General features: G+C 36.1%; 21 protein-coding genes, 1 tRNA gene and 1 pseudogene. 2 read left to right on the forward strand and 21 right to left on the reverse strand.

All coding sequences use genetic code 11. The annotated features are described in order from the left end of the window. Positions 1-219: 219 nt before the first annotated feature. The 3 genes and pseudogenes from LF822_RS18840 to ltrA all read right to left on the reverse strand — a co-directional run bounded on the left by LF822_RS18840 (position 220) and on the right by ltrA (position 3,974). The gene (locus LF822_RS18840; protein ID WP_253925646.1) at positions 220-672 is read right to left on the reverse strand and encodes a VOC family protein; all 453 of its coding nucleotides are present in this window, start codon (positions 670-672) and stop codon (positions 220-222) included. Between the two features lie 334 nt (positions 673-1,006). Next, positions 1,007-1,906: a PhzF family phenazine biosynthesis isomerase gene (locus LF822_RS18845; RefSeq protein ID WP_253925647.1), complete on the reverse strand. Its 900-nt coding sequence runs from the start codon at positions 1,904-1,906 to the stop codon at positions 1,007-1,009. A 253-nt stretch (positions 1,907-2,159) separates the two neighbouring features. Next, positions 2,160-3,974 (reverse strand): annotated as a pseudogene (ltrA, locus tag LF822_RS18850) (group II intron reverse transcriptase/maturase). 993 nt (positions 3,975-4,967) lie between these two features. Here ltrA and LF822_RS18855 point away from each other — a divergent pair. Beyond that, complete coding sequence (locus LF822_RS18855) at positions 4,968-5,165, forward strand: cold-shock protein (RefSeq protein ID WP_093041702.1); 198 nt, start codon at positions 4,968-4,970, stop codon at positions 5,163-5,165. A gap of 515 nt (positions 5,166-5,680) precedes the next feature. Here the strand turns inward: LF822_RS18855 and LF822_RS18860 are convergent. The 17 genes from LF822_RS18860 to LF822_RS18935 form a co-directional block, all read right to left on the reverse strand. Then, positions 5,681-6,457 (reverse strand): CPBP family intramembrane glutamic endopeptidase, encoded by a 777-nt coding sequence (locus LF822_RS18860; RefSeq protein WP_253925648.1) that lies wholly within the window; start codon positions 6,455-6,457, stop codon positions 5,681-5,683. 69 nt (positions 6,458-6,526) lie between these two features. After that, entirely contained in the window at positions 6,527-7,639 is a 1,113-nt protein-coding gene (locus LF822_RS18865) for a DUF1648 domain-containing protein (RefSeq protein ID WP_253925649.1), read from the reverse strand. Next, positions 7,636-8,031 carry a GntR family transcriptional regulator gene (locus tag LF822_RS18870; protein WP_253925650.1) on the reverse strand — a complete coding sequence of 132 codons (396 nt, stop codon included), beginning with the start codon at positions 8,029-8,031 and terminating at the stop codon, positions 7,636-7,638. Before LF822_RS18870 ends, LF822_RS18865 begins: the two co-directional genes overlap by 4 nt. Positions 8,032-8,411: 380 nt before the next feature. Next, positions 8,412-9,005, reverse strand: a complete 594-nt coding sequence (locus LF822_RS18875) for a nucleotidyltransferase domain-containing protein (protein ID WP_253925651.1) — start codon at positions 9,003-9,005, stop codon at positions 8,412-8,414. Positions 9,006-9,247: 242 nt separating this feature from the next. After that, positions 9,248-9,454 carry a hypothetical protein gene (locus LF822_RS18880; protein WP_253925652.1) on the reverse strand — a complete coding sequence of 69 codons (207 nt, stop codon included), beginning with the start codon at positions 9,452-9,454 and terminating at the stop codon, positions 9,248-9,250. Between the two features lie 1,093 nt (positions 9,455-10,547). Then, positions 10,548-10,922 carry a hypothetical protein gene (locus LF822_RS18885; protein WP_253925653.1) on the reverse strand — a complete coding sequence of 125 codons (375 nt, stop codon included), beginning with the start codon at positions 10,920-10,922 and terminating at the stop codon, positions 10,548-10,550. A gap of 96 nt (positions 10,923-11,018) precedes the next feature. Then, positions 11,019-11,393, reverse strand: coding sequence for a DUF4181 domain-containing protein (locus LF822_RS18890; RefSeq protein WP_253925654.1), 375 nt, complete (start codon positions 11,391-11,393; stop codon positions 11,019-11,021). A gap of 134 nt (positions 11,394-11,527) precedes the next feature. Further along, positions 11,528-11,959 (reverse strand): NUDIX hydrolase, encoded by a 432-nt coding sequence (locus LF822_RS18895; protein WP_253925873.1) that lies wholly within the window; start codon positions 11,957-11,959, stop codon positions 11,528-11,530. 133 nt (positions 11,960-12,092) lie between these two features. Next, a complete protein-coding gene (locus tag LF822_RS18900) occupies positions 12,093-12,371 on the reverse strand; it encodes a hypothetical protein (RefSeq protein WP_253925655.1) in 279 nt (92 codons plus the stop codon). 226 nt (positions 12,372-12,597) lie between these two features. Then, a complete protein-coding gene (locus LF822_RS18905) occupies positions 12,598-13,155 on the reverse strand; it encodes a hypothetical protein (protein WP_253925656.1) in 558 nt (185 codons plus the stop codon). A 122-nt stretch (positions 13,156-13,277) separates the two neighbouring features. Continuing rightward, entirely contained in the window at positions 13,278-13,556 is a 279-nt protein-coding gene (locus LF822_RS18910; protein WP_253925657.1) for a hypothetical protein, read from the reverse strand. 292 nt (positions 13,557-13,848) lie between these two features. After that, a complete protein-coding gene (locus LF822_RS18915) occupies positions 13,849-14,232 on the reverse strand; it encodes an MBL fold metallo-hydrolase (protein WP_253925658.1) in 384 nt (127 codons plus the stop codon). 93 nt (positions 14,233-14,325) lie between these two features. Further along, positions 14,326-14,703, reverse strand: coding sequence for an MBL fold metallo-hydrolase (locus tag LF822_RS18920; protein ID WP_253925659.1), 378 nt, complete (start codon positions 14,701-14,703; stop codon positions 14,326-14,328). Positions 14,704-14,860: 157 nt separating this feature from the next. Then, positions 14,861-15,001, reverse strand: a complete 141-nt coding sequence (locus LF822_RS23200) for a GNAT family N-acetyltransferase (protein WP_371925976.1) — start codon at positions 14,999-15,001, stop codon at positions 14,861-14,863. Next, positions 14,985-15,179, reverse strand: a complete 195-nt coding sequence (locus tag LF822_RS18925; protein WP_253925660.1) for a hypothetical protein — start codon at positions 15,177-15,179, stop codon at positions 14,985-14,987. The genes LF822_RS23200 and LF822_RS18925 overlap by 17 nt, the downstream gene beginning before the upstream one ends. 162 nt (positions 15,180-15,341) lie before the next feature. Beyond that, positions 15,342-15,956: a hypothetical protein gene (locus LF822_RS18930; protein ID WP_253925661.1), complete on the reverse strand. Its 615-nt coding sequence runs from the start codon at positions 15,954-15,956 to the stop codon at positions 15,342-15,344. A gap of 66 nt (positions 15,957-16,022) precedes the next feature. Further along, on the reverse strand, positions 16,023-16,706 hold the full coding sequence (locus LF822_RS18935; protein WP_253925662.1) for a hypothetical protein: 684 nt from the start codon (positions 16,704-16,706) through the stop codon (positions 16,023-16,025). An 80-nt stretch (positions 16,707-16,786) separates the two neighbouring features. Here LF822_RS18935 and LF822_RS18940 point away from each other — a divergent pair, with 80 nt between their 5' ends. Further along, a complete protein-coding gene (locus LF822_RS18940) occupies positions 16,787-17,899 on the forward strand; it encodes a site-specific integrase (RefSeq protein ID WP_253925663.1) in 1,113 nt (370 codons plus the stop codon). 128 nt (positions 17,900-18,027) lie between these two features. Here the strand turns inward: LF822_RS18940 and LF822_RS18945 are convergent. Further along, positions 18,028-18,100 (reverse strand) — tRNA-Ala (locus tag LF822_RS18945). Positions 18,101-18,121: the final 21 nt, after the last annotated feature.

Consider the following 18,121-nt stretch of genomic DNA (forward strand, 5'->3'; position numbering starts at 1 on the left):
ATTGGACTAAAAAGGGAGTGTGGGAGTGTGAAATTGAGGTGCGTATTCCTGTAAAAAGGCGAGTACTCTATTGAATAAGAATTTTCTTCAAATTGAGACGGATTGGTATATAACGTTTTCGTTTGAATTTACTTCTCTACTTCTTCGAGTAACTTTCACCCTGTTTTTTTTACTTCAGTAATGTATTTTCAGTAAATGATTTTTAAAAACCTCACTTACTTATTTGTTATCCAATTGTTCCGCCAAACCAATTAGAAGTCCTTCGGTTCCACGAATGTAGCAGAGACGATAAGTGTCCTCGTACTGAACTACTTCTCCAACGAGCTGCGCCCCAAACTTAGTGAGCCTGGACACCATTTCGTCAATGTCTTCAACAGTGAACATGACACGCATATAACCAAGGGCGTTTACAGGAGCAGTGCGGTGATCTGTTATAGTAGGTGGGGTAAGAAATCGCGAAAGTTCAAGTCGGCTGTGACCATCTGGGGTAACCATCATAGCAATCTCTACGCACTGAGGACCCAATCCGGTTACGCGACCTGCCCATTCACCTTCGACAGTGGTTCGGCCTTCGAGGTTCAAGCCAATCTCCTCGAAGAAAGAGATTGCATCATCAAGTGATTCTACCACGATGCCGACATTGTCCATTCTTAGTAAATTCTTTTTTGTCATAGTTTTATCTCCTTATTTATTAAAAATTATTATCTGATCATCTTTATAAATTCTATTAAGAAGTTACAAATTCCTTTTTAAAAAACATCTTGTCACAGTTCATGATAACATTTTATTTCCAACTACATATTCCCAACTGAACCTACAAAAAGTTGGCATTTTGTTTCAAAAATATTATTATCTCGAAACTGAGTCTTCCACAGACCTGCCATTTAATAAGAAAAGGCGAATGCCCTTGTTGAGCATTTGCCCCAGTTTTTATAAGACTTGATTTCGAGACATATTGAAACTTAAACTAACGTACCTGTTACTTTAAGTAAGTGAATTCACAAACTTACTTTTCTAACAAAACTTGAAAATCTTTAACTAAAACAGCACTTCCAATTATTTGAACATCAAATGATTCGTTATTTTTTGAAACATCTACTATAACCCGGCCATCCTTTTCAATTTCATGCCCTTGCTCAACAGTAAGCTTTATAGGTTCACTAAAGTTTTGTTTTATGTATTTTGCATAAAACGCCCCCATTACCCCTGAAGCTGTACCAGTTACTGCATCTTCAATTGTTCCTGAATATGGCGATGAGAAATGTCGAGCGTGCATATCAGCATTTGAATCATAAGTATCCAGACAAAAAGGATGCACAGATGATTTAGGCATTTCCTTTAAAATTTCTGGGAACTGTTTATTGTTTGGTTCCATTTTTTTAAAGGCATCAAGTTGTTTTATCGGTATGAGTAGAGTCCAAGTACCTGTACTTCCGTAAATTATTGGTAAATCAGCATGAAGTTCTGATTCTGTTAATCCAATTGAGTTAGCTAAATCTTTTTTTGAACCTGTATATAGCTTAAATTGGGGTGAAGACTGCTGCATAGTTATCAATATTTCACCAGAAGCAGATGTGTTGATTTTAATCGGTAGGATGCCAGCGTTTGTTTCAATGGTTAACACTGTTTTATCTCCCAATAACCCTTTACTTTTTAAAGCATAGATAGTTGCTATTGTTGCATGACCGCATAAATTCATTTCATGACCAGGTGTGAAATATCTTATCCTAAGGTCGGCTTGATGCGATTTAACCGGAAATGCTGTCTCATTAAACCCAACTTTAAAAGCAATCTCTTGCATTTCTATATCTGTTAATTCATCACCATTTAAAACTACTCCCGCTGGATTCCCCTTATTAGGTTCTTTACTAAAAGCATCATAATGATAAACAGTTACCGACTCCATAACCCGAGTCCCCCTCAATACTAGTAAAATAGTTTTTATATTGTAATTCCAAATTTATTGTTTCACAAACCTGTATTACCTCTCTCCTTAGTTACACCGATTATGTAAGGTCAATAACTTCTTAAGCAATAGTTAGCAATAGGTAAGCGTTTGAGGTTATCTCTGGCTTTTCCCCTGCTCCACACCGGACGTGCTAGTTTCCCAGCATCCGGCGTTCCATCTAAAGGTATGTACTAAATTATAAGTTCCTATGTTACTCTTCGAGACTGGATGCTTCGATCCCTTCCACCCCACATACCTTTCGGTATTGATTGATCTTATCTAAGATCAATCGGTTCTGTGGTAATTGTTTAAGATAAACCTTTATTTTCTCTATATCTTTCATATGGATAAGTCGATGAATATCTTTATGAAGAATACGCAGGTTTTGAAACTGATCGCTTCCTCCAAGATTCTTTGGAACATAGTGGTGACAGTGAACATCTGAAGCGTGTAGATATTCGCCTGTAATTTCGCATCTCCCCATCTTCATACTATACCGGCTAATACGATTATCCAGGTATTCGATACTTCGTTTCGGTAGAGAAGACTTCATTAAGTGACCGATTTCTTTCTGGATATCCGGGCGGAGACTTTTGTGTATCTGTTCTCTGCCTGTCTTTGTATAAAGCGAAAGCTTTGGACTGAAGTTCCTCGTATGAAATGTTTTCACATTGCCTATAGGGAACAGATACATACCATTGATATTGAACGTTTTCGTTCCTAAGCTAAAGGTTTTCTTATAAAAAGGCGGTGGCTGAAAAGGATGTTCTAGCTTTCCAACCGGTCGAAGACGGTTCACTAGAAATGGTTTAAGATCGTAAGCAAGACGTGAGAACACAAGATTTACATGAGTCGCTCGCTTAAAGTATTGGTGAAGTCCCAGAACAAAACTATTGTAACGATGAATATTCTCAGCAGAAGGTGAACTTTTCATTCTTCGAATGAGTTTCTTCGCTTCCTGTTTGATTTTCTCTCTTTTTGAAGAAATGACCCCAGTATGGGCCACTCGTTTCTTACCCTTTTTATTCGCACGAATGGTGAACCCTAAGAACTCTGATTCTCGTTTTCTTAAGTTTACAATTTGGGACTTCTCTGGTGAGATGTCCAACTTCAAACGTTCTTTGAGGTACAGACGTACCGCATGGTACCACCTTTGCGCTGTCTTTCCTTCCCGACATAGGATTTTAAAATCATCAGCATACCGGACCAGGTATCCTTGTTTCAAATTCGTTTGTTTTCTCGCTCGCCTTCTGGCATCATCTGAACTGTAGGCTTTCGTCAGGGGAAATACTTCCCACTGGTCGGCACCCCATTGGTCTAGATCATTTAAGACGACATTAGAAAGAAGAGGGGATAAAATTCCACCTTGTGGCGAACCCTTATCGGGTACTCCTTCTCCATCAATCTCCGAAGTGATCATTTTTGAGATACAGGCTAGTACCTTACGGTCTTGAATACCGATGTTCCAGAGTTGCCTCTTTCATAGACGATGATTTACGTTATCAAAGAAACTCTTAATATCTACATCAACGACGTAATGAAGTTGACCGCGATTAATCAAAGATTGTATTCTTGCCATAGCATGATGAGCAGACCGGAGAGGTCTGAATCCGTAGCTATGTTTGAAGAATTGAGATTCTACAATCGGTTCGAGAACTTGTTTAAAGCATTGTTGGATCACTCGATCCAGGATGCACGGAATCCCAAGGGGTCTCCATTTTCCGTTGTCTTTTTCAATCCATTCTCTGCGAACTTTCTTCGGGCAATAGTTTCTAAGTTTCGTTCGGACTTCGTTTACCAGATCATTTTCGGAGAGCTCTTTCATGTCATCGATAGTTTTCCCATCGGTGCCTGGTGTTTTAGATCCTTTATTGGTTTTTATCATGCGAAAGGCGAGCAGGATGTTTTCTCTCGATATGATGGTTTCATATAGATAAGAAAACGTATGTCCCTGACTCGCTTTTTCATAAAGATCCGTAAAGGTCTCCGTCATATTATAATAATCCCAGTTTCGCAGCGTTGACACTGTGGCATCCCTCCTTTGGAGTGATGTTCCCACGTTCCTACCCGATCGGTGCCATTCACGTTAGGAAAATAATCGTTTCATACTCTAGACTTGGGGCTATTCCTCCACTTCTATTACAGAAGTTTCATCAGTCATTCCCCTACCCTCACAAGGATAAATGCTTTTCAGCATGGCTTTATAGCAACCGTTTCGGGTGACAGCCCTTGATTCAACGTTCCTTGCTTTCCAAGTACCATACAACGTAGCTATCATTACTAGAATTAGGTGCTTCCTGTAAGCCTGTGAGCTGGATACCGCCTTGGTTCGGTATAGCGTCTTTCAGATGGAGCAGTTTTACTCCACACCACTCACGTCATCGTAAGATGACACGTAAGATTCCTTACGTTCGTAACTTTAGACCCTTACCTTCGGAAGTTCGTCAGTTCCTATCTCAAAGAACGATTCTCACCTTAACTAGGTTTTAGCCGTCCGACATATCCTCAAGCATACCTTTTCTTTGCAAATGGCTTTAGCCTTTGTTCTGCCGCCTTCACCTGTGCTTCATACCAAGAGACCTGTCCGTCTCAACGCATGCAGGAGTATTAACGGGATGGTTTCGGGAAACCTGGTTCCTTCATTCCCATCCTTCATTGTATAGTTGAAATTTAAGCCAATAAATTCCCTGCTTTTTCGCGCTGAAAAGCGCTTATAGCAGAACTTGTCGCGCGCCCCCAATACTTGAAGACTTGAATTCAAGACATATCACTGAAATATTGCAGCTTCGTTCAGTTAATCACTCGTCTATTGCTTTAACATGAAAGTAGTACTCATAGCCAAAATGACAGCAGAGCCATTGACGGGAATAATCTTTATTGGTACAATTAAAATTAATTATTCTTGTTCGTTTAAAAATGAAAGCAAAAGTAACTAGTAAGTCACTTTCGTCTGGAATGAATATGCAGAGCAATAATAGTAATACATTGTGGATCAGTTCCACGCAGGAGGTAACATTTTATGTTACAAGGTAATGTTAAATGGTTTAACGAAAGTAAAGGTTTTGGGTTTATTGAAGTAGAAGGGCAAGACGATGTATTTGTTCATTTCTCTGCTATTCAAGGCGAAGGTTTCAAAACATTAGAAGAAAACGAGACAGTTTCCTTTGAAATTGTTGAAGGTAACCGTGGACTCCAAGCTGCTAACGTTCAAAAATAATAGTTACTAGTTAAAAAAGAGACTTCCGAATTCGGAAGTCTCTTTTTTGTATAGATGGGCTTTGGTAAGGTAAGATTTATCGAGATTGCGTAATTACAAGTAGATCTATATCAGATACGCCTTCAATCCCGAAACCACGTGGTAAGTATCCTCTTAAATAAACACTGTGAACCTTTGAAGGGAAAGATTTAATTAAAGTTGCTAGAATAGAATCAATAGCCTGTTTATATTTGCCCCCTATTTTATCTAATCTCGATTCATTCACAATTATTCCTCAATCACTGATAGAACACATAAAACCAACTTCTTTTATATCTGTCATTTACTCCCTCGTTTCAATCTAAAATTTGTGTTGGCATTGAAAAAAGAGTCTTCCAAAGTGTTTTTAGAAATAAGCCTCCTTTACTTGAAGGCTTGATTTCAAGGTAATTTGTTCAAAACGTAATTAGCCCAACTCACTTTTCCTAACAAATTTAAAGGATGACTTTATTCCAACATTATAACGGACATACACTTTAGGAGAAAAGTATAAAGATCACATGAGTAGCCATATGCGCAATCATTGCAGCCTCAAGACCCTTGCGCCAATAAAGCCAACCATAGATAACACCACCAAACCCATTTAAAAAAATCATTCGGGCAATTATAGTTGGAGTCATGTCTGTAGCTGCGGCCGTGGCTCCATAATGACCTAATCCAAAGAGCAGAGCAGATAGGATAATACCAGTCCATATAATAACTGAAGTTGGTTGATTTTTACTACGTTGAAAGATCTTCCACATGATAAAGACTAATAAAGTCATCACACCCCACCGAAGCATTAGTTCTTCAGCTATCCCTCCATACAAGAGCCGTGTAGCGAGGTCAAAGAAATTAAAAGCCGCCTCATCATCTGATATGTGCAGGACTTCTGGAAGGAAGGGCTGAAGTAAGAAATCTACAGCTACAATGATGACACCACCAATCCCCCCTAAAAGTGCGGAAATCTTAAAGATAGCTCCTAATCGACTTAACAAAGGCGTGCCATATCGATCTTTTTCATAGATCACAGAATAAAATCCTGTTCTCTCAGCTAAAAAATGACCAATAAGCAAGCCGGCGATAATAAATAGCAGAGGGTTAATTAGAGACAGAACAGCGATTATTTCAATTGGAAGTTCTAAGGGAACACTGAGCTCCTCCAGCTGCTGGGGAATCAGTTCTATGTGCATTGGCAGCAAGGAAAAGACTGCAATCACACCAACTAACAGAAAAAATATAAAAGAGCGCCATGGTTTTCTAGATTGCTGCATGTTTTCACCTCATTATATGTCTACTTATTAGTCCAATCATGACTGGGCTAATCAAAGGGAAGATTTTCTCTACAACGTAAGGAGGATTGGGATACCCACTGCTGTCGCAATAAGTCCGATTAATAACAGCCATGCTATGGGCCTTGCAAAATTTATCGTCCAGCCAATACCAAAGCGTTTTTCCAAAAATATCGCCGGGTCTTTAGGATTAAAGTAAATTTGACCGAGCTTCCAGTGGATATCGTCATCTCGATCAACGGAATCCAATTGCTCTACTCCAGCCGTTTGAATGCGGCTCCCTCCCTGACCTGTTGAAAATGATAGTGCAAGCGCAGCAATCAGAATAATCCCGCTGCATACTAAGCTCACAATGGGAACCATATGTTGATTTGCCGGATAAAAATAGCTCCATTGCATAAATGAAAACATTATCGTTAAAAGAGTTGAAGTGAAAAGGAGAAAGAGAGACCATCTTCTCCGAAACAATGTGACCTGTTGAAAGGACCGTTCAGGAGCCTCTGCATTCAGCTGCTGCTTTGACTTAGCAATAATCGTATTGATAAAGATAAACAGCAGGATGAGATACGACTGCATGATTGGAAGGAGAAAGGCAGTACGATAGCTTTTCTCAACAGAATCGGTCACTACTCCCGCAAAGTTTATTTGCATCGACAGGACATTCGGCAGCCGGTCATAAAATAGCGAAGTAAGCAAAGTGGTTAGAATCGCAATTGTAAATGGAATACCATACCAAAGATTTGAGTAGTTAAGCCTCTGTGCACGAAAATCTGTGCGCACTAGAACCTTCTGTGTCTTGTCTTGCGTCCAATTAGACTCTTTTTTTATTCGCTTCATTTCGTTATGAAATTTCAAATAGACGAGAAATGAAAGAACGATTAGAAGCATAATGAAGGTGGCAAATACTTTACTTAAGGTTTCTTCATTTGCAGTCATTATTGATCCAGCCCAAATGAATCCGCCTACTGAAACAACAGTCAGAAGAAGCATGGAACGGACATAACGTTTCCTGATCATTTGTAATGGCTCCGTATCATAGACCATTTCAGGAATGGATACCCCAAAACTTTCCGTCTTCCGTGTTAAATACGGAAGACAAGTTAAGATAAGTGCAACAGGTAACAAGACAATAGATAAAATAACAATGAGTGTATTGATGGTCATTTAATATCCTCCTCTCTTTGAAATTCTTTTAGTACTTCTTGATATAAATCTGCAATGGATTCATGTGATAGGTCTTTACAAAGGCCCTCCGCTATAATCGGGCGCAGCGTTTGTTTCAGCGTTTCCTTATACTCGCTATCTGCTTTTGGTACTCCCTCTGGATGAATAACCACTCCCTTTTGCCGATGAATCAGAATATAACCTTCCTGTTTCAACTGCTGATAGGCCTTATTCACTGTATGCAAGTTGATACCAATGTCTGATGCTAACGAGCGAACAGACGGAAGCGGTTCGTTAGGGCGCAGCTCTCTTTTAGCAATGCCGATAATGATTTGCTTCACAATTTGCGAATAAATCGGATCCTTTGATTCAAAATCAAGTGAAAAGAGCAAATGAGGTAACCTCCTCTCTTTATGTTCTAGCTGTTATATTTATAGTATAACAGTTAGAACATAAAGTCAACGGTATTGATTTTGAATGGGCGTTTCATTTTCCACTTTAGATCCACCCGAAGTTATTTCACTATTGCCCCATTATCTTGAAGATTTGAATTCAAGATAGTATCTACTTGCCATAACTTCTACTACATTTAGCTGATTATTAATTTCAGTCAGAAAATATTTCCATCATTAATTTAAAAAAAGGAATGGTTTGATTATCTTTTTCAAACTGTTGCTGTATCCAGTTAATTTCTAACTTTAAGAGAGACGATATTTTCTTAACTGCAATTTTATGATTGGAAGGTGTGGTGTACTCATAAATCTCTTGAATTTTATTTTGCTTTTCCAGTGGTAAGTATAGTTTTTAACCCCAGCTGAGATCGGTCTTTAGCATATCTATATAGTATGATACTAGATAAACTCCTCATTACATGGCGCAGCATCTCAGGAGCCCATGTGGGATTTCCTCGTTCCATTGCTTTTTTATATTGAAACAGGAACCAAGCAACGTCTGTTACATGATCCTTAAATTCATCTTCTGAAAGAGTAAGTTTTTGGTTGGACTTATAGGAGTTCATTAGATTATTTGGATCGTAAAGGACGGTAAAGTAATCATTATTTTGAAATGTCTTTTCTGTTACTGTAAATAGGTCTACATGAAGCCAATCCTCATATATAGCTATAACTTGTGGTGCTATAATGAAAATATCATCATAGAAGACTATTTCTTTGTATGCTTTAAGGTGACTCAATCGACGAGATAGAAATGGTTCTACCTCTTCTTCATCTATTAGACAATATAAATCTATATCTGAATGTTGGTCATGTTCATTTCTGCCCATAGATCCTTTTAAAAATATGCTTCGAACACTATAGTCTTCTTTTAAGCTATCTACTAACTTTTTAACAGCTTTTTCTTGACGCATGATTATCACCTCAAAATTAATAAAGATAAATATTTCGCCATCATATCGTTTCTTTACATAATTTTCAATACTTTTTAAAAATTGAACTATTTCCTTGTATCTAAATCTTCCACAATATTCTCAGTCCATAAAAAAGGCAATTACTCGTATTGAATAATCGCCCCCGATTGTTTAAGACTCGAATTTGAGATATTTATTTGGAAATGAATCACCATTTCTTTATTAACTGATACTATTATCTATTACGAATAATAACCAATTACGTTTAAAAGGGAGACTCCTATACCAGTAATAACGATGCCAGTTATAGTCGTAATAAGAACTGTCTTAAAATTCCTTGTCTCCACCCATATAGTAACACCTAGAATGATAGTAAAAAGAATACCAAAAAATAATGAAGCAAATGGATTAGTTGGAGTTATCCAATCAAACCAACTTATAAAATTCATTATCAATTCCTCCATTCAGGATTTTGTATTATATTTTATACGAATAACTTGAAACAAGGTTACTACTTTCTTTTAGGCAGAAATTTTTAACCGGTCACCTTATACAGGAAAGCCCCCGTTAGCGTAAGACTCGAACCCGAGATACTGTGGAGTTGACCTTCAACTAACTCACCCAATAGCTTAATAACTTTTATTTTCTTGCAGTATTACCTTGTCTTCTCTTTTCTCTCTTTCCAATGACTGACAATAAGGCTTGCGGAGAAAATTAACAATAGCAACATAAAAATTGGGGAGATTAGTGATATTATTCCTGCTTGATTGCTAATGTCACTAAAAAGTTCGAACAAAAAATAGGGCATTAACAGTATGCTTATTACAAATATAAGAACTTCAACTTTCACCTTTCATACCTCCATTTCAAATTTCACTTTAAATTGTATCCATTCTCGGATAGGAAAGTAAATTGTTTCACTAACCTGCTTCGTCGGTTTAACCCCTTCAATTCTGTAAGTATTTTAACTATATCATTATTAATCCAAATAATACCAGAAAAGAAGCGAGGTACTCATTATTTGTATTTATCTCGAATTCTAGTCTTCAACTAATGCTGCCCAAAACATTAAGAAGAGGGCAATTCTTCTGTTTCAGAATTGCCCCAAAATCTTGAAGACTCAGTTTCAAATTTACTAAACTGCTCTTTCTCTAATTAGCTCTAGGTGATTCTATAATAAAAGAACACACATAGTGCATAAGAAGGGGCAGCCAAACAAATAAAAGTTAATCCAGATTTTATTTCTTCAATAGTATATAGGTGAGAATAAAATAAAAAATATAGTAGCCAAGAAATCAACGCTATGGATGCTATTAAATAATGAAATACTTTGTCTTTTTTTCTATAATCCATTTCATCACTCAACATAAAGTCCCTTTCAATGGTATTTTAAAAAACAATATAACTTATGTACGAGATAAAACGATTTTAGTTTCACTATCTCGAAACTGAGTCTTCAACTAACTGCCCAAAACATTAAGAAGGGGGCAATTCTTCTGTTTCAGAATTGCCCCCGTTAGCACAAAAATGAATACTGTGTCACTACGACTGAATTAAGAAGAAGATTGCAACAGCAATAAGCATTGGTGTTAACATACTTTTAACTTTATTTTTTCTCCACATATCCACTGTAATTGTAATACCTGCTATGATCATTAAGAAAATTCCAGGTAACTTTATGATATTTAGTGTCAGTAGATTTCCAATAGAAGCGAAAAAATAACCCATTACAAGTGAGCCGATAGTGAACACAAAATGTGGCGACTTAAAATCCTTCTTTGCAGAGTTTCTATCATCTGAATCCATTTTTAAATAAGTTCTAACAACCATAAAAGTTGGTATTCCCCACATAATAAGGAAAGTAACCAATGAATCAGTATCTATGTTCAAATACAGGCCCCCCATACCTAACTTCATTCTTCAACTATTGCTCCCGTTTCTTGAAGACTTGACTTCGAGATATCCTCGATTAAAAAATAACCAAAACAACAACTATTATATTCGTACACTATGTCACAACATCTTTTCTAAAAAAGGGAACTTATCGACGTTATACATAATAATAAGACTCATTAAAAGTATTATCATTGTGCTGATATATTGCTTTGAATCCTTAATAAAGGTGAATTCCATAATTGCCTGAAATCCTAATATTATTGCTAAGTAGGCCATTAAATAATATTTAATTAAAGCGTCTGAGTTTAAATCAATGACAAACCATAGTGTGATTATAAAGACTAACAGAATTATACCTCTCCCCCAGCGGTCAAGGTTTTTACCGGATGTTTCTGATATTCTTACTTTTTCAACTCTAAGTATTTTATTTGTAATTTTTTCTGTCACAAACATCATGGCAATTAATACAATTAAGAACGCTACGAACTCCACCTAATCCCCCCTTACAGCTATAAATATTTCTCATTGAAGAAAAGCCCCGTTTTTGTAATACTCGATTTCAAGATAATCAGACAAATATCAGGGCTTTTTTCCTCGAGTCCTAACGGAATATAGTTTTTCTATGTTTACAACAAATATTTATCTATGATTAATTTCGCCCTTTCATCAATGTTTGTTGGTAATTTGTCTATGGAGAAGTATCTTAAATTCATACTCTCTCCGTCGACCATTGTTAGTTCTCCATATGTATCTAGGGCTTCATATATGCTTATAACGTTGTAAACCTCATCACCATTCGGATATTTAAAGTAAAGTTCCTCACCAGACAATATATCAATAAACTTAAAGTTCTCAGCTCTTAGGCCTGTTTCTTCAAAAAGCTCCCTTGCAGCTGTTTGTTTCAATTTTTCTCCGGGCTCCATAGCCCCTCCAGGTAATCCCCATTCTTCTGTATCTGAACGATGCTGTAGTAAAAGCTCGTTAGAATCGTTAAATACAAGTACTGTAGATCCTGTCAATATTAAGGGTCTACTGCCAATCAACTTCCTGATTTCCATAGTGTAATCTGAGATATAAATCACCTTTTCCTTTAATTTTAAATTTCCTTAAAGAATAAAAATCAACTATTTGTTACTGAAGAATCGCCCTAGATACTTTAAGACTCAGTATCGAGACAATTTGCCCTTCACTTTAAGCATTAATCAGATGACCTGATGATATATGTTGAGGGAGCTCTCTTGCACTATGTATTTTCATCCTCCCAGCAACGTAATAAGTATTTTTGCGGGATCTAAAGTATTCTCTTGCGCCATTGTAAGTCGTGTACCATAGCTTATTTATAATTTGAAACTCCCCTATTATTTCGTCAAATACTATTGGATGGAATAGAAACTCAAAAATAGAATCGTGAACCTTAATTATTCCATGTACATTTTTATCATCAAGCCAAATGGTATGTATATTCTCCATTTATAATCCCTCTTTCCCACTATGCATTACTAAAGGCTTATACCAATTTAACACACTAAAAGATGAAAAAAATTAATTTTCTTTCTTTTCTAAAAGTGATGACTGTTTAGTAAGTTGGGCATCTACTAATTTTAATATCATCCATAAAAAAGGGACTCATCCTATTAAGGATAAGCTCCCGTTACAGAAACACTTGAAATCAAGACTTTCACTAATCCAAAACTTATTAAAGATTGTTTTGTATTGACCTATAGCTTTCCTCTAGAGTATTGTTCAGCTCTATTATGAACTTCCCTTCTTCCTGATTTTTGTCCACGCTCATTGCATTTCTAGTTGCTTCTTGGATTATTTTAATCTCCTGGTATAAGACCTCTTTATTTTGTAAAGAAAGACTTCCTCCTTCATCAACTTGAGCACCCTTACGAGCGAAATAATTGCTTATAACTCCGAAAATCTCTAAATTGTTTTGCTCTCCTTCTTTTATAACTTTGTCTTTACTATTTAAAGCTAAAAGAAAATTTGACTCTTTATCTAGCTGTAGAAAAAGATAATTTAATTCAGTTAACTCACTTTTATGGATTGTATCTGTCTCTAAATTTTCTTCAGTTATACGTTCAACGTCTCTAAGTCTTTCCTTAAAATCGTCTTTACTTTTTTCGGTAGTGTCATTGAGAGTTTGATTAAGCTCATTGTTTGAATCGAACTGAAAGAAATTAGTTATTAGTGAGGCAACTAATATTAAATACAGCAAAATTATCATAGGTTTTCTTTTCTTAAATGACATCAACTATTCCCCCACAATTGCAACTTCCCAAAATATCACAAGGTCTAGGATAGCTACCACTCCTAAAAAAATCACTTTAACTTATATACGAATAAGTACAGATATCGTTTAAAAACTAGTTATTATCTCGAAACTGAGTCTTCCACAGGTACAGCCTCTTTCAAACGTTCAATGGCATCCTCTGGGTTTCCAGAAAAGTCGATAGGCATTGATCCAGCATATTTTACAAAGTATTTCCTTTCATCTTTTTCAACGCCGAAACTTATATTACCTGAATCTTGCTGGTCAAATACACAAAATACTTTACCCAGCTGCTTTAACCATTCGAAATTATGTTCTTCCTGTAATTGAAAATTTACTTTATCAATTGTCATAGTGATTAAGTTAGATTGTTGTTCCAAAGTATGATCCTCCTATATGATAAGTAGGGATCACGTAGTTTATAGGGGGGGGGTTATACGCTTCCCTTAAATTAATTGCACCCCATCTGCTGCTATCGTCATTTTCATAAAACAACGCCTCCTTTCAGAATCTACAGATAATTGTACCATTTTATTACATATCTTCGAACCAGAAATAAAACTTTTTAATTTCACTACCCTGATGTATTAAAAATGCAATTAATTTGACAATCGCTCCCGTTTGTTTAAGACTTGAAATCGAGATAAATAGAATTACCGTTATCATAAAGGATTATACTTTTACCAATTGCGTATCATAAGCAAACTCTATATTCAGTCCATAACTTTTCAACTTATTTTCTAACTCTTTAAAGTCATTAAAACTTAATCCATTTGGTTCTTCGATGTGTGTTAAGATTACATGTTTAGCTTCAAGAGTTTTGACGATTTCTAAGGTTTCATTAAAGGTTGCTTCCTCTTGAAAAACAGGATGGTCTTCTAGTAATAATCTCTCGCCGTTTAATGGGTGAAATTCAAAAATACCTACTGGTAATATAGCGAGATCAACACCTATTACATCTTCATGTGGTTTCCAATTATTCAACTCATCCATAGCAATAAGTACTTTTTTACTATCGCTTTCAATTAAGAAAGCATAAACATAATCCTCTGCCAACCTAAACGGAAAAACTTTTGTACTATTTAAGAATAAACTCTCTCCATCTTTTAATCGATTTAAGTTAGCAAATTCTTGAGATTCAAAAAAGTTTTAATGGTCACTACTACCAAGAAAAGTTTCGAAATCTATATTTACTTGTTCTGGTATGTAAACATCTATTTTCTTATTTTGAGGGGGATGATTAACCCAGTCCGCACTTAAAGATTCAATAATTCTTCTTCCCATTACATGGTCTGGATGCCATTGAGAATATATAATCCCCTTGACATCATCAATTGTAGAACGGTTGATTTGATGGTAAATATCTTCTGGTGTATCTATCAATAAATTAGGACCATGTACAAATATACTTGGCCCCATTCTACTAAATGGTATCCCCTTATTTCTTGCTTCTAGACAAACATTACAATTACAAAGTGGCCGTGGTATGGTTATTGCACCACCTGTACCAAGAAATTCAATTTCCAATTCGAACAATCCCCCCTCAAACATTTTCCAAAGTATAACATTTATGTAGTTTTAGTGATTATCTTTTTTTAAACATATCTGCACTTTAGCTAAAAAGCGATTGCTCATATTGAACAATCGCTCCCGTTTCTGGAAAACTCGAATTCAAGATATTATACTATCTCTTAAATCCTCCCTCTGAATGAATGATTTGACCTGTAATCCTATCTAATATAAAATTAATCATTCTACTTCCTACGCTTTTGTTTCTATGTTTTGGCGATACTGCAATATGTTTTATCTCACACCGCCCTTTGATTTATAAATTCAATACCAATACAACCCATACTCTCACCTCCAATAAAATACCCATGAAGTTTTCTGGCAGGCGATCGTATATACGATTTATATTCTTGGTTAATGTTTTTTTCTGAGGTAGCAAATGATAAGAGGTGCCAGATATCAGGATGAATTTCTATAGATTTTATTTCTTCCACAAACATACCCCCTACTAAAAAACTAGATGAAGATCAAAGATTAAAGAAGGAGCAATATAACAAGGATCAGCACTATTGTTTGGATTGTCTGTGCCGAAATTAAAAGATTCCTTTGGTTAATTAGAAAATGAGATAAAATATACACCCCTTGATTATATAAAATCAAGGGGTGTATATTTCTTCAGTAGTTTCACGAAATTCTTTAGAGTCCTCTAACATTTGGTCTATTAATTCAGACATTTCTGCTTCAGTATTTTCTTTTGCAACACCTCTTGGATTTCTAATTAAATTAAAATAGTTTAAATCTTTACTAGATACCCCACTAATATCAAGTTCTGATTTAAGGTCTTTTAGGTAGGGGGTTATTGTCTGTTTATCTAAATCATCATCCTTTATTATTTCAACTAAATTGTATGTTGCATCGTATAAATTGCTATTTATCTCTTTAACAGCATCTATATCTTCATCTGACAAGTAGTCTGATAAATGTTCATAGGATAAATCATCTATTTGGTCGTATACTAAAGTAGTTTGCAGTGTGATTTTTGCATTTTCAGAAATACCTTCATAATACTCACTACTTCTATCATCTTCGAATGAAGTATCGATTATATTGTATAACTGTCCATAATAATCAAGTATTTCAGAATAGTGGATGGCTAATGGATCAGCTGAAGAAGCATTTTGAGAGTTTGAACTATTATCAGACTCTGATGAAGCATTAGAGCACGCTGTAAGGATAAAAATGAAGGATAGAACTATAAACAAATGTTTCATGAATTTCACCTCCTTAACCAAAATATAAACCGATTATACTTATTGTATAATCGGTTTATATTTTTATCAAAGATCTCCATAATCTGCGCCAGCAGATATAGCTGAAGTGCTGTCAACTCCGTTCTCCCATGAAATGTTAAAGCCACCGCCTGATTTCACATCTACGCTTCCACCTATCCCAGTAATATCAGTGGTGGTTGTGGCATGGTCATACTCTATGCGTACTTCATCTGTGGTACTAGTACTAAGCCCACCTAAGTATGCTGACATGCTACCGCTTCTTATATCCCTTTCATCAATCCAAAAGGATACTCCCCCGGCACTTTCTGCAGCTAATTGTACACTGCCATATCTACTACTGCTTATTTCGCTATTCATGTGAGCGTTCTTATCCCCTTGACTATCATACCCATTAAAAATAACTTCTGTAATTGGCATATCTGTAGTGTTTTCTGTTGTAACACCAATGTGGTCGTATGGGTCACCCACGTCAAATTCATCCCATTCCCAGGAACCCATGTAAACATATTGATTAGAATCATTATTATATACAATAGAGTCATTACCAAAGTTAAGTCCAAATATACTCTGAGCTTGGATGGAAGTATCTTGACCTGCTAGCTCAAGGTTTTTATACTTCTTAACCGTTTTTTCAATAGATTCTTCGTGATCATGAGTTTGCTCGTATTGTTGATGATAGAATTCGATCTGTTCATCTAATGTTGCTTCCTTATCAGAATTAGCTGACACAGACATAGGTCCCAAAGCTGCAATGGCAACGCTTGCAATTGCAGCTTTCTTAAATATATTTTTCAAAAGGAAGTGTAAGTATGAAAGGTTCTATAAAAAAAGAAGGTAACAGTTGGTATTATATCGTCACCTTAGGTAAAAAAGAGAACGGCAAACAACACCAAAAGAAGAAAAGAGGTTTCAAAACCAAACGTGAAGCAAGCAAAGCGATGAATGAGGTTCTTTCTCAATACAATAAGGGACTATACGTTGAACCATCCTCCATATTGTATAAAGATTTTCTGGATCAGTGGCTAGATGATAAAAAAAGACAAGTCCAAGAAACGACGTATGATTCTTATGTCATCTTAGTAGACGCACATATTGCTCCTCGTCTAGGTAATATAAAATTATCTCACCTTAAGCCCATTCACATTCAAAATTTTTATAATCACTTATCGAGTGAGAAGGGATTAGCTGGAGCTTCTATCCAAAAAATACACACTTTAATTAAGGATTCCCTCAAAAAAGCAGTAAGGTGGGAACTCCTATTTAAAAACCCAATGGATGCTATTGACCGTCCCAAAATTATTAAGCCGGACGTTGAAGTATGGACTACGGAAGAAGCAAATACATTTATGGCTAAAGCGGAAAATGACCCTTTGTTTATGGCTTTTTATTTAGCTTATACAACAGGGATGAGGCAAGGTGAGATTTTAGGGCTTCGTTGGAAAGATATTGATTTCGATAAAAAGTTATTAATGATTCGCCAAACATTAGTGCCTGGGGCGAAGAAGTTAAAATCGGGTGCAAAGTCTAGAGCAGGTACACGGACCATTTCTTTGCCCGACAAAGCCGTTATCAAACTCCAAAAATATAAAAAAAGAATGGACATAGAAAAGCAGTTAGCAGCTGACATTTTCCAAGATAACGATTTAGTTGTATGTACTGGACTGGGCACACCTATTAACTCTAGCAATTTGCGTCGAACATTTCACAGGCTAATTGAGGAAGCCCAGGTGAAACCTATTCGATTTCACGATCTAAGACATACTCATGCTACCGTTTTATTGCTTCAAAACGTCAATCCTAAAATTGTCTCAGAAAGATTAGGGCATGCAGATGTACGATTAACCTTGGATACGTATAGTCATTTACTACCTAATATGCAATTAGAAGCAGCCTCTAAACTTAATGAAGTCCTTACAAATTAAGCCTGAAAATTAAGCGTGAAAAAAATATGACCAAAATATGACCAAAACGCAATTTTCCACCTTTTCAGGTCCGAAAAAAGGAATTTAAAAACAAGAAAAACCCTTATATATCAAGGGTTTTGGAGTAGTGGAGCATAGCGGGCTCGAACCGCTGACCTCTACACTGCCAGTGTAGCGCTCTCCCAGCTGAGCTAATGCCCCGTATATTTTTCTCGACAAGAA

Origin of the sequence: Halobacillus sp. A5 (genome assembly GCF_024189315.1) — a bacterium.
Taxonomy (GTDB): Bacteria; Bacillota; Bacilli; order Bacillales; family Halobacillaceae; genus Halobacillus_A.

Excerpts from the sequence above, each read along its gene's own strand:
- LF822_RS18840 (WP_253925646.1), bottom strand. The coding sequence starts at position 672 with ATGACAAAAAAGAATTTACTAAGAATGGACAATGTCGGCATCGTGGTA.
- LF822_RS18845 (WP_253925647.1), bottom strand. The coding sequence starts at position 1,906 with ATGGAGTCGGTAACTGTTTATCATTATGATGCTTTTAGTAAAGAACCT.
- LF822_RS18855 (WP_093041702.1), top strand. The coding sequence starts at position 4,968 with ATGTTACAAGGTAATGTTAAATGGTTTAACGAAAGTAAAGGTTTTGGG.
- LF822_RS18860 (WP_253925648.1), bottom strand. The coding sequence starts at position 6,457 with ATGCAGCAATCTAGAAAACCATGGCGCTCTTTTATATTTTTTCTGTTA.
- LF822_RS18865 (WP_253925649.1), bottom strand. The coding sequence starts at position 7,639 with ATGACCATCAATACACTCATTGTTATTTTATCTATTGTCTTGTTACCT.
- LF822_RS18875 (WP_253925651.1), bottom strand. The coding sequence starts at position 9,005 with ATGCGTCAAGAAAAAGCTGTTAAAAAGTTAGTAGATAGCTTAAAAGAA.
- LF822_RS18880 (WP_253925652.1), bottom strand. The coding sequence starts at position 9,454 with ATGAATTTTATAAGTTGGTTTGATTGGATAACTCCAACTAATCCATTT.
- LF822_RS18885 (WP_253925653.1), bottom strand. The coding sequence starts at position 10,922 with ATGAAGTTAGGTATGGGGGGCCTGTATTTGAACATAGATACTGATTCA.
- LF822_RS18895 (WP_253925873.1), bottom strand. The coding sequence starts at position 11,959 with ATGGAAATCAGGAAGTTGATTGGCAGTAGACCCTTAATATTGACAGGA.
- LF822_RS18900 (WP_253925655.1), bottom strand. The coding sequence starts at position 12,371 with ATGGAGAATATACATACCATTTGGCTTGATGATAAAAATGTACATGGA.
- LF822_RS18905 (WP_253925656.1), bottom strand. The coding sequence starts at position 13,155 with ATGTCATTTAAGAAAAGAAAACCTATGATAATTTTGCTGTATTTAATA.
- LF822_RS18930 (WP_253925661.1), bottom strand. The coding sequence starts at position 15,956 with ATGAAACATTTGTTTATAGTTCTATCCTTCATTTTTATCCTTACAGCG.
- LF822_RS18940 (WP_253925663.1), top strand. The coding sequence starts at position 16,787 with ATGAAAGGTTCTATAAAAAAAGAAGGTAACAGTTGGTATTATATCGTC.